Source organism: bacterium (assembly GCA_023150945.1).
GTDB lineage: Bacteria > Zhuqueibacterota > Zhuqueibacteria > Zhuqueibacterales > Zhuqueibacteraceae > Coneutiohabitans.
On record JAKLJX010000017.1, the window covers coordinates 41,425 to 58,256 of the forward strand.

The 16,832-nt window shown below is 59.4% G+C and carries 17 protein-coding genes; 14 read left to right on the forward strand and 3 right to left on the reverse strand.

From position 1 onward, the window contains the following. The 5 genes from L6R21_20070 (at window position 1) to L6R21_20090 (ending at window position 6,181) form a co-directional block, all read left to right on the forward strand. Entirely contained in the window at window positions 1-648 is a 648-nt protein-coding gene (locus L6R21_20070; protein MCK6561499.1) for a DUF4390 domain-containing protein, read from the forward strand. After that, window positions 645-2,129 (forward strand): ATP-binding protein, encoded by a 1,485-nt coding sequence (locus tag L6R21_20075; GenBank protein ID MCK6561500.1) that lies wholly within the window; start codon window positions 645-647, stop codon window positions 2,127-2,129. Before L6R21_20070 ends, L6R21_20075 begins: the two co-directional genes overlap by 4 nt. 48 nt (window positions 2,130-2,177) lie before the next feature. Continuing rightward, complete coding sequence (locus tag L6R21_20080; protein ID MCK6561501.1) at window positions 2,178-3,461, forward strand: alginate export family protein; 1,284 nt, start codon at window positions 2,178-2,180, stop codon at window positions 3,459-3,461. Between the two features lie 6 nt (window positions 3,462-3,467). Continuing rightward, window positions 3,468-4,496, forward strand: a complete 1,029-nt coding sequence (locus tag L6R21_20085) for a hypothetical protein (protein MCK6561502.1) — start codon at window positions 3,468-3,470, stop codon at window positions 4,494-4,496. A 338-nt stretch (window positions 4,497-4,834) separates the two neighbouring features. Further along, window positions 4,835-6,181: an ammonium transporter gene (locus tag L6R21_20090; protein ID MCK6561503.1), complete on the forward strand. Its 1,347-nt coding sequence runs from the start codon at window positions 4,835-4,837 to the stop codon at window positions 6,179-6,181. Window positions 6,182-6,400: 219 nt separating this feature from the next. Here the strand turns inward: L6R21_20090 and L6R21_20095 are convergent, their stop codons facing one another. Further along, window positions 6,401-7,537: a trypsin-like peptidase domain-containing protein gene (locus L6R21_20095; protein ID MCK6561504.1), complete on the reverse strand. Its 1,137-nt coding sequence runs from the start codon at window positions 7,535-7,537 to the stop codon at window positions 6,401-6,403. A 138-nt stretch (window positions 7,538-7,675) separates the two neighbouring features. Next, window positions 7,676-7,948 (reverse strand): hypothetical protein, encoded by a 273-nt coding sequence (locus L6R21_20100; GenBank protein ID MCK6561505.1) that lies wholly within the window; start codon window positions 7,946-7,948, stop codon window positions 7,676-7,678. A gap of 183 nt (window positions 7,949-8,131) precedes the next feature. Here L6R21_20100 and L6R21_20105 point away from each other — a divergent pair, with 183 nt between their 5' ends. From L6R21_20105 to L6R21_20145, 9 genes are all read left to right on the forward strand, one after another. After that, on the forward strand, window positions 8,132-8,776 hold the full coding sequence (locus L6R21_20105; GenBank protein ID MCK6561506.1) for a ribonuclease HII: 645 nt from the start codon (window positions 8,132-8,134) through the stop codon (window positions 8,774-8,776). Window positions 8,777-8,830: 54 nt separating this feature from the next. Next, the gene (locus L6R21_20110) at window positions 8,831-9,193 is read left to right on the forward strand and encodes a YraN family protein (protein ID MCK6561507.1); all 363 of its coding nucleotides are present in this window, start codon (window positions 8,831-8,833) and stop codon (window positions 9,191-9,193) included. A 66-nt stretch (window positions 9,194-9,259) separates the two neighbouring features. Then, the gene (locus L6R21_20115) at window positions 9,260-12,265 is read left to right on the forward strand and encodes an SUMF1/EgtB/PvdO family nonheme iron enzyme (GenBank protein MCK6561508.1); all 3,006 of its coding nucleotides are present in this window, start codon (window positions 9,260-9,262) and stop codon (window positions 12,263-12,265) included. 199 nt (window positions 12,266-12,464) lie between these two features. Beyond that, window positions 12,465-12,755 (forward strand): SUMF1/EgtB/PvdO family nonheme iron enzyme, encoded by a 291-nt coding sequence (locus L6R21_20120; GenBank protein ID MCK6561509.1) that lies wholly within the window; start codon window positions 12,465-12,467, stop codon window positions 12,753-12,755. 125 nt (window positions 12,756-12,880) lie between these two features. Continuing rightward, complete coding sequence (gene avd, locus L6R21_20125) at window positions 12,881-13,252, forward strand: diversity-generating retroelement protein Avd (protein ID MCK6561510.1); 372 nt, start codon at window positions 12,881-12,883, stop codon at window positions 13,250-13,252. Between the two features lie 29 nt (window positions 13,253-13,281). Next, entirely contained in the window at window positions 13,282-14,367 is a 1,086-nt protein-coding gene (locus tag L6R21_20130; GenBank protein MCK6561511.1) for an RNA-directed DNA polymerase, read from the forward strand. Further along, the gene (locus L6R21_20135) at window positions 14,364-14,783 is read left to right on the forward strand and encodes a secondary thiamine-phosphate synthase enzyme YjbQ (protein ID MCK6561512.1); all 420 of its coding nucleotides are present in this window, start codon (window positions 14,364-14,366) and stop codon (window positions 14,781-14,783) included. Before L6R21_20130 ends, L6R21_20135 begins: the two co-directional genes overlap by 4 nt. 101 nt (window positions 14,784-14,884) lie before the next feature. Next, a complete protein-coding gene (locus L6R21_20140; GenBank protein MCK6561513.1) occupies window positions 14,885-15,160 on the forward strand; it encodes a type II toxin-antitoxin system Phd/YefM family antitoxin in 276 nt (91 codons plus the stop codon). A 10-nt stretch (window positions 15,161-15,170) separates the two neighbouring features. Continuing rightward, on the forward strand, window positions 15,171-15,467 hold the full coding sequence (locus L6R21_20145) for a type II toxin-antitoxin system RelE/ParE family toxin (GenBank protein ID MCK6561514.1): 297 nt from the start codon (window positions 15,171-15,173) through the stop codon (window positions 15,465-15,467). Window positions 15,468-15,601: 134 nt separating this feature from the next. Here the strand turns inward: L6R21_20145 and L6R21_20150 are convergent, their stop codons facing one another. After that, window positions 15,602-16,597, reverse strand: coding sequence for a DUF4097 domain-containing protein (locus tag L6R21_20150; protein ID MCK6561515.1), 996 nt, complete (start codon window positions 16,595-16,597; stop codon window positions 15,602-15,604). Window positions 16,598-16,832: the final 235 nt, after the last annotated feature.

Genomic DNA, 16,832 nt, shown 5'->3' on the forward strand with positions numbered 1-16,832 from the left:
ATGCGCCGCCTGCTGCTGACAATCCTCCTGCTCCCGTGGCCGCTCGCCCTTCCGCTTGCCGCACAAGCGCCTCGCATCACTGCACTGACTGCAGTCCTGGAGCGCGACAGTCTGCTGGTCGACGCGCAGATGGCCGATCTGTTCTCCAACAAAATCGCCAACACCATTCGCAGCGGCCTGCCCACCGTGGTGCGCTGCGATTTCCGCGTGATCAACGAGCGCAACCGCGAAGTGGCGGCGGCGTTGCAGGTGATGGAGATCAGATACGACATTTGGGCGCAGCGTTATCACGTTGTGTCGAATCACCGCCGCCGCACCGGCAGCTCTTTTGAAGAAATAGAAAAAATCTGCAGCACGCTCACACGGCTGCCGGTGCTGGCGCTGGCCGAACTTCCTGCCGTTCCCACTTGCCGTGTGCGCCTGCAGGTGACCGTCATTCCCATCAGCAGCCGGCAGAATCACCAGTGGCGTGAACGCATCGAGTCCGCGGATTTGCAGGAGGCCGCGGCAGCTTCGGAATCCGGCCGTTCCGGTTTCAGCGTGAACGTCAGCCGGTTGTTGTCTTTTTTTCTCGGCGGCCAGGAGCGCGTGCACGGCGCCTCGGCGTGGGCGACTTCGCCGCCGCTTCAGCTCACCGGCAAACCATGAAACGGTTGCGCTCGAAATTCATTCTCACGTTTGCGCTGCTCACCCTGCTGCCGGCGGTCACGGTCGCCTGGCTCGCCAAGAATCTGCTGGACAAGGCGCTGGCCATTGGACTGCACAGCCAGACGGCAGAGGGCCTCAATGCCGCGCTCGAGGCGGTGCAGCAGCTCACGCAACAGGAACGCGCCGCGCTTGGCCGGGATTTGCAGCAGGTCGCCGCAGCCTTGCGAGAGGAGAATGCCGCCGCCGCGCCCTCTCCTGATCCGGCACATTGCTTGGCGCTGTATGACGGCCACGGCAACCTTGCGCGCCACTGGCCGGCCCAGGCAACAGTACAAGAACTGCCGCCTCGCCCCACGCAACCGCTGCCTCTTGATTCCTTGAGCGAAGCCGGCAGCGATTCCCTCGCGATTCGGCTGGCGCTTGCACTCGGTGAAGGTTCCGTGCTTGTGGGCGAACGGCAAGTTCCGGAGGCCCTGCGCCGGCAGACCGTCGCGGTCTTGCGTGCTGCGCAGTTCTTCAACATCATCGACCTCGAAAGGACGCACCTGCAACGAAGCTTGATCGCGGTTTTCCTGGCCGTGTATGCGCCGGTGCTGCTGCTGAGCGTGGGACTGGGCTGGTACTTGGCAACGCGCATTACCGCGCCGTTGCAGGATTTGGAAGAGGGTGCACGTCGCATCGCGCAGGGCGATTGGCAGCATCGCGCGCCGGTGCGCGCGGGCGATGAAATTGGCGCGATGGCCCGCGCATTCAACACGATGGTGGAGGATTTGCGGCGGCACCAGGAACAAGTGATCGCGCTGGAAAAGATGGCGGCGTGGCGGGAAATCGCGCGGGTGCTGGCGCATGAAATCAAAAACCCGCTCACGCCGGTGCAGTTGCTGGTGCAGCAGATGCAGGATGCCTATCGCGGCGACGATGAAAACTACCGTGCCACTCTGCGTGAAAGCAGCGGCATCATCAACGAGGAAATCGACAAGCTGCGCCGCCTGGTGCGCGAGTTTTCGGACTTTGCGCGCCTGCCCGAGCTGCATCCGGCGCCGGCACAACTGAATGATCTCGTCATGGAAGTCGCCCGCCTTTACACCCAGCGCGTGCTGAAACTGGAATTGGATCAAAGCCTGCCAGTGATGATATTCGATTGGGAGGCGATGCGGCGGGTTTTGTTGAATCTGCTCGAGAATGCGCTGCAATCTTCGCCGCAGGCAGAAGTCACCATGCAGACGCGCCATGCGGCAGACGAGGTGGAGATAATCGTGGCAGACACCGGCCCGGGCATCCCGGCCGAAAATCTCCCGCGCATTTTCGAGCCGTATTTTTCCACCAAGAAATCGGGCATGGGATTGGGCTTGGCAATCGTGAAGCAGATCGTCACCGAGCACGGCGGTGCCGTCACCGTGACCAGCACCGTGGGCCGCGGCACGTGTTTCCAGTTGCTACTGCCGTGCGCAACCCCGGTGCCGCCATCTTTGCCAAATTAACGCATGCGTCAATATTGAAAATACTCAAGCAGAAAAGGATTGGTCGAAATGAGAACGATGAGGGCTTTGCATTGGGTGCTGATTTCGGGCGTTTGCCTGTTGCCGCATGTACTGCCGGCGCAAACGCCGCTGGAGATCTCCGGTGAGCTCCGTAACCGCTCGGAGTACCGCCAAAATGCGGATTTCGATTCCCAACTCGGTGACGAGCAAGTGTTCGTGCTGCAGCGCCTGCGGGTGGGCTTGCACTGGCGCTTGCCCAACAATCTGGAAGCTTTTGTGCAACTCCAGGACAGCCGGCTGTGGGGTGAGGCCGGCAGCACGACGCAGCCGCTCAGCAATGCGGATGTGTATCAGGCCTATTTCGAATTGCGCCAGCTCGCCGGCAAGCCGCTCAGTTTGCGGTTCGGCCGCCAGGAATTGAATCTGGGCAGCCGGCGACTGGTGGCGGCTCCGGAATGGGGCAATACCGGACGCGCCTTCGAAGCCGCGCGCCTGCTCTACCGGCCCAACCACTTGGCGCTCGATTTGTGGGTGGCGCAAATCCGCGACAAAAACGCCACCCGTGTTGATGGCAATCAAGAACTCGCCGGCGCCTTTTTGACCACCGGCAAGATCAGCACGCGCCTGTTGGATCTCTACGCGCTGCTGCTGGTGGATGATCGCGATTTCCCCATCGGCAGCAGCAGCGGCAAGAGCCTGATGCTCGGCACGCTGGGCGGCCGGCTCGCGGGCACACTCTGGTCGCGCCTGGCCTATGACGCCGAGGGCGCATTTCAAACCGGCCGGCACGGCAGTCTGGACGTTGCCGCCTACGCGCTCGTGCTGCAAGGCCAGGTCAAGCTGTGGCAAACCTGGGCACCGCAAGTCGGCGCGGCGTACAAGTTCGGTTCGGGCGACAGCAATCCCAAAGACAACAAGCTCGAAACCTTTTCCGCGCTCTTTCCCGCCAGCCACGGCCAATTCGGCGCGATGGATTACGCAAGCTGGAGCAACATCGCCGACGTGGTTCTGACCGCCGAGGTCGCGCCGGCGCCGGTGTGGCGGCTGCGCGCGCAGTGGCATTATCTACGCCTCGCGCACGGCAATGATGCCTGGTATGTGGTGCGCGGTTTCAATTTCGACCAGCGCGCCGAGACCCTGTTGCCCGCGCGGCCCGGAGACAGCATCGAACTGGGCCATGAACTCGATGTGCAGGTGGACCATGATTTTCGCGAACGCGTCAGCCTCAGCCTGGGCCTCAGCCGTTTTCTGGTGGGAGATTTCGTGCGTGACGGCAATCCCGAAGCTGATGATTCAAACTTTGCCTACGTTACCATCAAAATGAAGTGGTGAGCAGCCATGATTGTGAGACTGATTGCTATGCTGAGCTTGTCCGCGCTGCTGGCCGGCTGTGCGCAACGCGGCACGCCCATCGCGCCCGAGCCGGAAGTGACGCTGCTGGACAATCCCACCGCCGCGCTGCCCGAGAAGATTTCGCAAACCGGATTGTACGACGACCCGCTTGCCGAAACGCCCGACCGCCGCATCATTCCCTACACCGTGCGCTATGCCCTGTACTCGGATGACAACGACAAGAGCCGGTTTCTGTTCTTGCCGCCGGGCAGCAAGATCGACAACCACGACCCGCAGCATTGGGTTTATCCCGAAGGCACGCTTTTCTTCAAGACCTTTTACTTGACGGCGATGGGCAATCACGGCCTGCCGCTGCGCAAAATCGAGACGCGCGTGCTGCAGCGCCGCAGTACCGGCTGGCAGGTGGGCGTGTACCAGTGGAACAGCGCCGGCGAGGAGGCCTTCCTCACCGATGGCAGCGAGATTCGCTTTTCCTTCAGCCTGCCGCTGGGCAGCTATGTCTACACCATCCCCAGCCGGCTGAATTGTCTGGCCTGCCATCAGCCTCAGAAGGATTTCATCATCGGGTTCGAGGCGATTCGCTTGAGTGGTGTTGCCGCCAGCAACGGCGGGGATCAACTGCGGGTGCTGGCAGCCCGGAACATCTTCATGCAACCGCCGGCAGATTCTCCGGTGGATATCCCCGGCGCGCCGCTGGAGGCAGCAGCGATCGGCTATCTGCACGGCAACTGCGCGAATTGCCACAATCCCCATTCTCCGGTTTTCTCCACCACCGGCTTGGATTTGCGTTATGCGTATCTCAAGCAAAGCACCATCAACGTCCGGCCGGAGAAATATGCCTCCGGCGATACCGCTCTGGTGCGCATCAAGCCGGGCAGACCCGAGGCCAGCCTATTGTTTCAATTGCTGGCGCGCACGCTGCCGGATAGCACGCAGTTCATGCCGCCGATCGGCACGAGCCGGGTGGATACGGCGGGTGTGGAGTTGATCCGAAGGTGGATTTCTTCTTTATGAAAAAACAACAACTTGATTTGGCTGGTCTCAGGCTTTTGCGGCATGCGGGCAATTGAATCTTAGGGCTCCTGCCAGCAAAGCAAGCCGACAAAGAGTGACGTCAGCGTTGTTCAAGATTCTAAGTCCAGAAGACGAATTCGTCTTCTGGACTTATTTTTTTATTAAAATGAGCAGATCAACAAAAATTTTTGTTGATCAATCGTGATTTTTGTCATATATTCGCCGCCATTATTTAATTTAGTTATGCAGAATAGCATAACGGCATAACTAATTTATGTATGATTTGGGTCGAGTGATTTCCCCAAAAAACTCCAATCCACCAAAGCGAAAGGGCGAATATGAGAAAAAAGCGCTGGCTTCTCCCGTTTGGAATTCTGTTGGCAGTGAGCGTTCTTGGGGTTTTGACTCCCGCTTCCGTTCCGGCCGAAAGCGGCGGGCCGATCGTCGCCGGCGATGTGGCTTGGATGCTGACCGCCACGGCTCTGGTTTTGCTCATGACGCCTGGGCTGTCGTTCTTCTACGGCGGCATGGTGCGCATGAAGAATGTGATTTCCACCATGCTGCAGAGCTTCATCGCGCTCGGAGTGATCAGCCTGCTGTGGGTAGTGGTGGGCTTCAGTTTGTCTTTCGGCGAGAGCATTGCAGGCCTGGTGGGCAACCCGTTTACCTATTTTATGTTTCGCGGCGTCGGCGGGGCCACACATCCGGCGCTGGCGCCGACCATCCCGCTGGTGCTGTTCGCGCTGTTTCAGCTCAAATTCGCCATCATCACGCCGGCGCTCATTACCGGCTCGTTCGCGGAGCGCGTGCGCTTTTCGAGCTATTTGCTCTTTATCTGCCTGTTCAGTTTGTTCATCTACGCGCCGCTCGCGCATTGGACCTGGCATCCTGCGGGCTTTTTGCGGCAATGGGGTGTGTTGGATTTTGCCGGGGGCACGGTCGTGCACATGTCCGCCGGGCTGGCGGCACTGGCGGGCGCGCTGGTGTTGGGCCGGCGCCGGGATTACAGTCGTGAGCCCCATGCCCCTGCCAATATTCCCTTTGTGATCCTCGGCACCGGCATGCTGTGGTTTGGCTGGTTCGGCTTCAATGCCGGGTCCGCGCTGGCAGCCTCGGAGACCGCCACACTGGCGTTTCTCACCACCAACACGGCCTCGGCCTCAGCCATGCTGGCCTGGATTCTGTTCGATGGTGCGCGCGGCCGTAGGCCCTCGGCGCTGGGCGCGTGCATCGGCGCAGTGGTGGGATTGGTGGCAATCACGCCGGCCGCGGGCTACGTGACCGTGGGCGCCAGCATCTTTATCGGCACGCTGGCGAGCATCGTGAGCAATTATGCCGTGCATCTGAAATCCAAATCGACGCTGGACGACACGCTCGATGTGTTTCCCTGTCACGGTGTGGGCGGCATTGTGGGAATGGTGGCGACCGGTGTGTTCGCGCAGGGGGTGGGGCTGCTCGCAGGCAATCCGCAGGTGTTCCTGCATCACCTGCTGGCGATCGTGATCGTGAGCCTCTACAGCTTTGGTGGATCATTCCTGCTCTACAAACTCACTGACCGGCTGATTCCGCTACGCGTGCCGGCGGAGCAGGAGGAACTCGGATTGGACCTGAGCCAGCACGGCGAGGCCGTGAATGCGGAGCACAGCAGCAACGGCCGCAAGATCGTGATGGCGCAGGCGGCATAGTGCCGTACCCTCACCAAGAGGCCACTCCCGCCTGTCGTCATTCAGGAGCGACTTTGTGAAATATTCAGCACCGCGCCCGGTGATTCACAAGCTCTCGCCTGCATGACCGGCGATTCGCCCGCAAATGCACACGGCCGCGCCGGCCTGTTTTGCAAGGGCCAGCGCGGCCGCGGGATGAGCCAGCTTGGCTGCGTCGCAGAGGCAAGTTGACTGGTGTGCCTAAAGCTCCTGCAACCGCACGCGTACCGACATTTCCTGCTCGCCGCGCAGGATGTTCACGGTTACGGTCTCGCCGATTTGATAACGCTCCAGCTCATTGCTCAGCTCGTCGATGTTGGTGACGCGCTTGCCGTTGATGCCGACGACGACGTCGCCCAGGCGGACCTCGCCCCAGCGATTCTGGGTGATGCCCCGCAAGCCGGCGCGCGCCGCCGCACCGCCCGGCTGCACCCGGCCGATAATCACGCCCTTGATGCCCCACCGCCGCGCAAATGAATCATCGACGATGCCCACGCCCAGACCCGGCCGAATGACCTTGCCATAGCGGATCAACTGCGGCACCACGCGCTTGACGATGTTCACCGGCACGGCGAAGCCGATGCCGGCATTCGAGCCGCTGGTGCTGTAGATGGCGGTGTTGATGCCGATCAATTCCCCCAGTGAATTCAACAGCGGCCCACCCGAGTTGCCGGGATTGATGGCGGCGTCGGTTTGAATCACCCCTTCGATCGTGCGATTGTTGCCGGATTTGATCTGGCGGCCGAGCGCACTCACCACGCCCGTCGTCAGAGTCTGATCCAGGCCGAAGGGATTGCCGATCGCAATCACCTTCTGGCCGACGCGCAAGTCATCGGAAGTGCCGATGGCCACCGGCGACAGCTTCGCGCGCGGGGCACTGATCTTGACCACGGCGATGTCCTTGCTCGGCTCGGTGCCGATCAGCTCGGCGTCGTAAGTCGAATTGTCGCTCAGGGTCACGCTCCAGGCATTGCCGTCCTGCACTACGTGAAAGTTGGTGACGATGTAGCCGTTGTCATCCCAGATGAAACCGCTGCCCGAGCCTTGCTGCACTTCGAAGACATCCAGCGAAAAGAAGTCGCGGCGCAGCGCTTTGTTGACGATGAACACCACCGCGGGCGAAGATCGTTGAAAGATATCGATGGTGTTGCGCTCGTCGGCCAGCAGCGTGTTGGTTTCCGTGCGCGCGGCCACCGGTGTGATCGACAGCGAATCCCGGCTGGCGGCCGGCGCCTGGCGGCCGGGCGAGGGGGAATGAAAATAGACGGTCGCAATGACGACGCCCGCCACGATACCGATAATCAAACTCGGCAACAAAGAGGAACGATGCCGTGACATGACGAACAGTCCTTGTGATGATTGAAAATGATGAACGGAGAGTGAAGAATGCTACCGCGGCCGTCCGGCTGGTTGATTTGAAGGCATGTACACTTGCCGGGAGGCGGAAGCTTGCACTGCCGCCAGAGCCTGCCGCGGCTACTTCATGAATGCTTTGTATTTCGCAAAAGGATCCGGCGTCTCGAGGCCGCGCGTGGTCGGGCCGGCAATCTGTTGTACCGCGACGATGCGTTTTTCCTCCAGGCTGAGATGGATACGGAACTTGCGGTTGGCCACGGTCTCGACGAAGATGCCCTGATGGCCGGGGCTGAAAAACTCCACCTGCAGACAGTCGGTGTCGAGATTGAATGTCTCGGCAACCTGCGCGATCTCCTCCTCATCAAAATGGAATCCGGCTTCGGAGTAGGTCATGTGTTTTGCCTCCCTGGCATGGCCGTGAATCGGGCAACTTTGACCTCGATAACCTGCGCATCAGGTTCGGCAAATATTACCGATTTGCGCCTGAACCTGCAAGCCTTTTTTCTCATTGCATTCCCACGCCGGCCGGATTATATTGCGGCATTGCAAAATTCCCTTTGCGGTAATGAAAGTCAGATGAAGGCGAGGGTGTCACCGCGCATGCGAGTTGCGTTGGATAAACTGCATTATGAAAACCGGCTGTGGCAGCAAGGCTTGCAGCACATCGCCGGCGTGGATGAAGCGGGCCGCGGCCCGCTGGCCGGCCCGGTGGTGGCGGCCGCCATCATGTTCCCGCCCGGCGAGCGCATCGCCGGCGTCGATGACTCCAAGAAACTCACCCCGCGAGCGCGCGCCGATTTGTATCCGCTTTTGATCGAGCGATGCACCAGTTATGCGATCAGCATCGTCAACGCCGAAGATATCGACCGTCTGAACATCTACCAGGCCACGCAGATGGCGATGCGCCAGGCCATTGCCGAGCTTGATCCCCTGCCCGAGCACGTGTTGATCGACGGCCGCCCGCTGCTCGGTTGCGATTTCCCGCAAACCGCCATCATCAAAGGCGACGGGCTGTCGTTCACCATCGGCGCCGCTTCGATTCTCGCCAAAGTCGTGCGCGACGAGATCATGCGCTACTATCATCGCCGCTTTCCGCAATACGGTTTCGATCAGCACAAGGGCTATGGCACGGTCGCGCATCTTGCCGCGCTGAAAAAACTCGGGCCGTGCGCCATTCATCGCCGCTCATTCAAGCCGCGCCGCTCGGCCGGCAGGGAGTAAAGCGTCCTGCGGTTTCGTTCTCCGTTTACCGCGTTTCTTTTGGGGAGGGTAACGATGAGTCAAGCGAGCAACAAGCTGGGCAACTGGGGCGAGCAGCGCGCCGCGGAATATCTCGCACAGCTCGGCTACACCATCGTGACCAGCAATTTCCGCCACGGCCACGGCGAGATCGATCTCATCGCCGAGCACGACGGCATGCTGGTTTTCGTCGAGGTGAAGACGCAAAGCTCGGAGGCCATGGGCGAGGCGTTCAACTGGGTGACCCGCCGCAAGCAGCGCCAGATCGGCCGGGTGGCGCTGGCCTATCTCACGGTTCACAAAATCGAAAACCGCGACTGCCGCTTCGACGTGATCGCGGTGGCGCGCCGCGGCGAAGAGGTCGAAATCAAACACCTGCCGAATGCGTTTTGGCTGTAAAGCGGCGAAATCCGTTTTGGATAGACCCGGTTCTGCTGATCCGATTTCCTCCAGGGAGAAACTGCCATGCCTCAGCCGCCACCTGCCTCTGCTGATCCCACAAACCTGCTGCCCCGCTTGCAGCCGCAGATTCAGCAACAGCTCCACGCCGAGCTGAAAAAAGCCGGCTCCAGCTTGAAACAGCGCTCGCAGGTGGCGCTGCGCACTTTTTTCACCGGCGCGATTCTGTTACCGATTGCTGCGGCCGGCGGTGATCCCGCTGCCATTGCGCAAGCCGTGGGCGGCATTCTCGGCGGCCTGGCCACCGAGCATTTTTCTGACTGGATCAAGAAATTCGCCGGCGCGCAGAAGGCGGATGATCCTGCTCGACTCGAGCAACTCATGCAGCAAGCCGAAGCCAGCGCAGAAATCCTCGCCGGCTTGCAGCATTTGATTGAAAAAGTCGAGGCGCTCTCCGCCGCGCAACAAGCGCTGGGGGAAGACTTCGCCAACTGGCTTAGGCAAAACCTCTTCACCCTGCCCACGCTGCCTGCCGATTTGCCCGGCCATCAGGCTTTTCGCGACAAAGTCAAAAGCATCTACCTGTGGAGCGGTTGGCGGTTGGCCGAGCGTGACTTCGCCATTGCCAGCCAGCCTTTGGATTTTCTCTTCACCAAACCGCGGCCCGGCGCTGAGCCGGACCGGCTGCTGGTGCATTGCGTGGACACCATGCAGGGCCGCGCCGACGAAAGCCTGCTCACCAACAACATTCTCGGCACGCTGCACCTGGCCAAGAGCAGCGGCCAGGCCAACAGCGGCGTGCTGGTTACAAACTTCGGCTTCACTCCCGGCGTTTACACCAATGCCAAAACCTACGGTTGGAGCCCCTGCCGCTACGATCAACTCGTGGCCCAGCTCATCGACTTCGAGCTTTACCGCGACCGGCTGCGGCTGGAATGGGAGAAAGACGAAGATGAAATCGCGCAATACTATGTGCCGGTGGAATTCGAGGACAACGGCCAACGCCACGATTTGTTCGACTACATCACCAACGACTGGCTCACCCAGCCGCAGAATTTCCTTTCCCTCGTCGGCGAATACGGCGTCGGTAAAACCTCTTTTTGCCGCAAACTCGCCTTTGAGCTTGCCGGCCAGGCTCAGGGCCGTATTCCGATTCTGATCCGCCTGCACGATTATCAGCATCATGTCGGCATCGAGGGGTTGGTGCGCGCGGTGCTGGCGAAATGCGGTGCCGCCGAGGCCTCCTTCGAGGCCTTCGACCACATGAACCGCGCCGGTTTGCTGCTGATTCTGCTCGACGGCTTCGATGAAATGATCGCGCAGGTACCGGATTTCGACGCCATCAAGCAGGCTTTCGAAGAGCTGGCCAAGCTCGCCCCGGCGCCGGAAAGCCGGGTGATTCTCACCAGCCGCGAAGAGTATTTTGAAGACGAGCATGAAATTGAAAAAGCGCTCAAGCCCAAGGCCACGCTGGTCACGCCCATCAAACAGAAGCGCGAGCGCTGGGCACTGCTGCGGCTGGCGAACTTCTCTCCGGAACAAATGCGCACCTTCCTCGAACGCCGCCTGCCGCTCATCGCAGACAGCGAGGCAGACAAAGAGGGCAACGCCGATTTCTATCTGGAAAAGATGGGTGAAATCGAAGACCTGCTCGACCTCGGCAAGCGCGCGGTGATGTTGGACATGATCGCCAAAACCCTGCCGCGCCTGCTCAAAGAAAATCGCGCGCGCGAGCAAAAGGGTCTGCCCAAGCTGGACATCGACCCCGCCGTGCTCTACCGCGATTATCTCAACGGCGAGCTGGAACGCCAGGAGAAAAAACGCGGACGGCTGTGGCCACGGCAAAACCCGCGGACCCAGCGGCTGGAACTCCTGCGCGGCCTGGCGATGGAATGCTGGAAAAATGACGAATCCGCTTTTCCGGCGGAAAAGGTCAAAGCGCTGATCGAGAACCGGTTTTCCCGCGCCGAGGCGGTGGAGATCAACACCAAAAGCCGTGATTTTCTCACCTGCTCGTTTTTGATCCGGCCGGGTGACACCCACTACAAATTCTCTCATCGTTCGATTCAGGAATTTCTCGTCGCCGAAGAGCTGGCGCCCAAGCTGCGGGACGGCACCGCCGCCCCGCTGCCGCTCAGCAACGCGGTGGTGACTTTCCTGCACTATCTGCTGTTGCCGGAGCTGCGCCGCGATGACTTTTATCGCAAGCAAGTCGTGCAGGCGCTGCAGCAGGAGGGCCTGCCCGAGGGCATTGACCGCCGCCAGGACGGCAGCTTTGTTTCACGGCTGCCCGGCGGCTTCGAAGTGGAAATGGTCTACGTGCCCGCTGGGCCGTTCATCTATGGCGGCCAGTACGGCGGCAAGACGCCGCAAATCGTTATTCTCGAAAAGGGCCTCTGGATCGACAAGATGCCGGTAACTGCCGCACAGTTTTTTGCCTTTGTCAAGGCTACCAACTTCGTCACTGAAGCCGAAAAGAGTGGTGGTGGCTGGACGCTTGTCGGTGGCGATTGGAAACAAGTCAAACAGGCAACCTGGCGCAATCCGTTTGCACTCAAAAATCAAACCGAAAAGAACCTTGACCACCCGGTCGTGCAGGTAAGTTGGAATGACGCCCAAGCCTTTTGCAAATGGGCCGGCAAAGTTTTGCCCACCGAGCAGCAGTGGGAAAAAGCCAGCCGCGGCATTGACGGCCGGCGTTGGCCCTGGGGCTACACATGGAACCGCAACAACTGCAACAGTGCGAGCTATTGGGCGGAAAGGGATCTTTGGGACTATGAGAAAGATTGGAAGCCCTGGTGGGAAAATGAATACCCGAAAAAATTCACCGGCCGCGTAATGACCATGAAAGTCGGGCAGTTTGCTGACGTAAATTCTCCCTATGGATGTTGCGATAGTGCGGGTAATGTATGGGAATGGTGTACGGACTACTACGATGATACGAAGAAGACGCGCGTGCTGCGGGGCGGCGCGTGGGACTATCGTCCAGACTTCGCGGCGTGCGCCTTCCGCGACGTTAGCGAGCCGGATATTCGCAGCTATAGTATCGGCTTTCGGTGCGCCAGAACCTGAGCACCCTGTGCACTTTTCCCTTTTACCCTTTACACTCAGAGCAAGGGGCAAAAGGCAAGGGGCAAGAGAATTTAAGACTACTTTTAGGCAAAACGCGCTTGTAGCGCGTTTTGCCTCGAAAATTTTTTTGAAATTTGAGGAATTTTCCTGCCACAGTCTGGGTTATTAATTTTGCTTTACGGGCAGGCGCTTATCGCGCGTGCTGCGGGGCGGCGCGTGGAACAATCAACCAGACAACGCGGCGTGCGCCTACCGCAACAATAACGAGCCGGATATTCGCAACAATAATATCGGCTTTCGGTGCGCCAAAACACCCGGGGCAAGGGGCAAGTTGCAGGTGGCAAGAAGCCTCAAGAACCCAGACTCATTCTCTCAGAATCTGACAGCCCACGGGTTGGCAGAGCGTGGAGTAATGGGTGTTCACAGCGCTTGTCCGGCGTCCTGCCGCAAGGTGGGAACAAACATAAAAAAGCCCGGTAGCGGCTGGTAGAGCAGTCTTCGAACGCCGCGGCCGGGCATTTGTTTGTCGTAGCATTTTGTTTGTAGTAGCGCCTTCAGGCGCGCCACATCAAATTATGGTTCGCCTTGCGAAGAACCCCCCGCGGCACTAAACCCATGGCCCAAAAAGAAAACCTGCTCACCCGCCTGGAAGATTTCATCGTGTGGTATTTGCCGCATCTCGAAAGCTTTCCGCGCAATTACAAATTCCTGCTCGGCGACCGCAGCGTCAAGATCCTGCTGGACATTTTGGAAGAAGTGGCCGATGCCTATTACAGCAAGGACAAGCTGGAAAAGCTGCAGCGCGCCAACATTCAGCTCGAAAAACTCCGTCGTCTGCTTGCCATCTGCACACGCATGAAATTCCTCAGCACAAAACAACTTGCTTTTGCGAGCAATCGCCTGTACGAGATTGGCACGGATTTGGGCGGTTGGATCAAGCAAGTGGCAAGGGGCAAAGGGCCAGAGACACGACAAAGCCCTGCATGAGTTTTTCACAATAGACCCAAGGCTGCAATTTGAAAAGCTACCTCAATCTTTTTGATGAGATCTGTGCCTTTGAAAATCTCTATCTCGCCTCACAAAAGGCCGAGAAAGGCAAGCGTTTTCGTGACGAAGTTGCCGTCTTCAATGCCCGGCGAGCTGAGAATCTCGTGGAGGTGCAACGGCTGCTGCGCACCGGCAGTTACCCCTTCGGCAGCTTTCGCACGCACCGTATTTTCCGGCCCAAGCCGCGCATGATCAGCGCGGCGCCCTATCGCGACCGCGTCGTGCATCATGCTTTGATCAATGTCATCGGGCCGCTGTTCGAGGCCAAATTCATTCGCGACAGTTATGCCAACCAAATCGGCAAGGGCACGCATGCCGCGCTCGACCGCTGCACTCAGTTTTGCCGGCGCTTCCGCTATGTATTGCAGCTCGATATTCGCAAGTATTTCCCGTGCCTCGATCACCTCATTTTGTTGGCGGAGATCGACCGGACGATTGCCTGCCGCCCCACGCGTGAGCTGATCGCGCAAGTGGTTACCCGCAGCAATCCCCAAGAGCCGGCACATTTCCATTTCCCCGGAGATGATCTTTTCACGCCTTTCGAGCGTGCGAAGGGCTTGCCCATCGGCAATCTGACCAGCCAGTTTTTCGCCAATGTTTATCTGAATCCCTTCGACCACTTTGTCAAAGAGACCTTGCGCGCGCCGGGGTACATTCGTTATGTTGATGATGTTCTCGTGTTCAGCGATGACAAAGCCTGGCTGCACCGGTGCCGGCAGCACTGTCAGGCTTTTTTGGTGCATTGGCGGCTGCAATTGCACGAGCGCAAGGTCGCGGTCTATCCGGTGACCCAGGGAATTCCGTTTCTCGGCTTTCGCGTCTTCCCCACGCACCGTCGCTTGCTGCGCAGCGGCGTCAAACGCAGCCGGCTGCGTCTGCGGTTTTTGCAGCGCGCCTTCGGGAGAAGCCGCCTGTCCTGGCAGACGGTCAATGCCTCAGTGCAGGCCTGGTTGGGACACGTTGGTCACGGTGACACATGGGGCTTGCGCAGCACGTTGTTCAACCGTTACGCTTTTCGCCGGCGCGAAAGATTCCTCAAAGGAGCCGCCCCATGAAATCCCTCACCGAATACCTCTGGTTCAACACCCCGCATCGCCGGGACTACCTCAACATCACCGACCAAGTCGAAGCGCTGGTGGCCAAAAGCGGCGTACAAGAAGGGTTGGTGCTGGTCGCGGCGCAGCACATCACCGCCTCGGTGTTCATCAACGACAACGAATCCGGCCTGCTGCAGGATTTCGATGCCTGGCTGGAAGGCCTGGCGCCGCACGCACCGACTTCGAAATACCGCCACAACCGCACCGGCGAAGACAATGCCGACGCCCATCTCAAACGTCAGGTGATGGGCCGCGAAGTGGTGGTGCCCATCACCAACGGCAAACTCGATTTCGGGCCGTGGGAACAGATTTTCTACGGGGAATTCGACGGCCGCCGCAAGAAGCGGGTGGTGGTGAAGATTATTGGGGAGTAAGGCATCAACAAATATCTTGCGAAAGATGATGCGATAATTTATGTTGCGCGCGAGAGGGCAAGCGCTGTTCTTGTGGTGGTGCACAAACAGGAGGTCTCGAAATGGAAATTTCTTCAGATGATATTCGACCTGTAACAGATCTCAAGAATAAGTCAACCCAGCTTTTGCGGCAGGTCCAGCGAACACGCCGGCCGATTGTGTTGACCAAGGACGGAAAGCCCGCTGCCGTGTTGTTGAATGTGAAGGCCTTTGGAGAACAACTGGCCTCGAAGCGACTGGCGCGTCTGCTCAGAGAGGCTGAGAAAGAACTTGCCGCAGGAAAAGGGCGGGACATCGATGACTTCTTCAGCGAGTTTGCCAAGTCGCATCAACTATGAGGTTCGCATCTTGCCGGCGGCCGAACGGGATTTCGCAAGGATTTTCGCCTATATTGCCGAAGACAATCCCCAGGCTGCAGCAAGGTTTTTCGGCAAACTCCGACAGAAGGTGCAAAGCCTCAGGTGGTCACCCCAGCGCTGCGCCAGAATTCCGGAGAAAATCGAAGGCAGGCATGAATACCGTCACCTGCTGGTGAAGCGATACCGCATCATCTTTTGCATTATCGCGGACACGGTCTGGGTGATGCGGATCATTCATGGCGCCCAACTCCTGGATGCGGAGAGTCTTTTGTTTGAGCTCAAATGAAAAAGCCGGAGGGTTATCCCTTCGGCTTTTTTGTTTCGCCAGCAGCTTGGAGGCATTGTCGCCGCATGCTGGCCTCTTCACAGGATCCCTCCTCGAGGACCAGCGCGCATGAAGTGTTGATCAGAGCAGGAACGTCAACGGCTGCGCAGTCGAATATCGCCGCCGCTGGTGCGCAACGTCAGCAGCGGCCCGCCGCCGTTGAGCTTGCCCTGCAGTTTGCCCTCGCCAATCGCGCCTTGCACCGTAATGGGCAAGTCGCTTTCAACGTCCCCTCCGGAAGTCCGCGCATCGACATCGGCCTTGATTCCCGGCGCCAGATAAACCGAGATGCCGCCGCCGGAGGTGGAAAGATCACAGGGCGCGTTGAACTGTTCGAGCAACTCCGCGCTCAGTGAGCCGCCGGAAGTGCTCGCGGTGACCGAGCCACGTAAACGCCGCAGCGTAACGCCACCGCCCGAAGTGTGCGCGCGCAGACTGCCGCCGGCACCATCGACGCTAATCGAGCCGCCCGAGGTTTCGACCGCGACCTCGCCGTCCACCTCGCCGACGGTGATGCTGCCGCCGCTGGTGTGCGCCGCCAGCCGGCCCTTCGCCTGCCGCAGATCAATGCTGCCGCCACTGGTGCGCGCGTCCACCGGACCCTCGATGCGGCCGAGCGTGAGCGAACCGCCGCTGGTTTTCACCCGCGCCTCACCGATGAGATTATCCACCGAAATGCTGCCGCCCGCCGTGTTCAAATCGAGATTGTATTTCTGCGGCACCGACAGCCGGAATTCGACCTGCAGCCCGTCGTTGTTGCCACCCCACCAGCGCCGGCTGCCGCCATACATCTTGGCGGTGATGGCCACGCCATTGGCCGTTTGATTGTAAGTGATCTCATAATCCTTGAACAATTCGCTCGCCCGGCGCTGCGACCGGCCTTCCACCCATTTGGTGACCTCGACTTTGACTTCGTCTTTGGACCAGGAAGTCACCTCCACCGAACCAAAATCCGCGCGCAATTCCAGCCAGCCGCCGGGTTTGACGGTAAAGGATTTTTCACTGCGCTCTTCCTGCGCCACGGCCAGCAGGGGCAGCACCAGCCAGGCCAGCAGGATTCCACTGCGCCAAATGTTTTTGCGATGAGGCATGTTCTCTTCCTCCTTGGTGAGATTGATAAGGCACTGCACGACGCCGTGTCTTACGGCCTGCCCTTTCGAAGGTTTCTCACTGGCAACGTCCGGCAGCATCGGCAGTCATGAGTTGCGGCTCTGCCAGAGTATGACTCTGGAAAAACGAGCGCGACCGCGAAGTTTCGCTGCACCTGGTACGTTTGCAGCCTGGCAGGCTGCGCCACGCTTCACCCTCCGAACTCTTCAATAGACA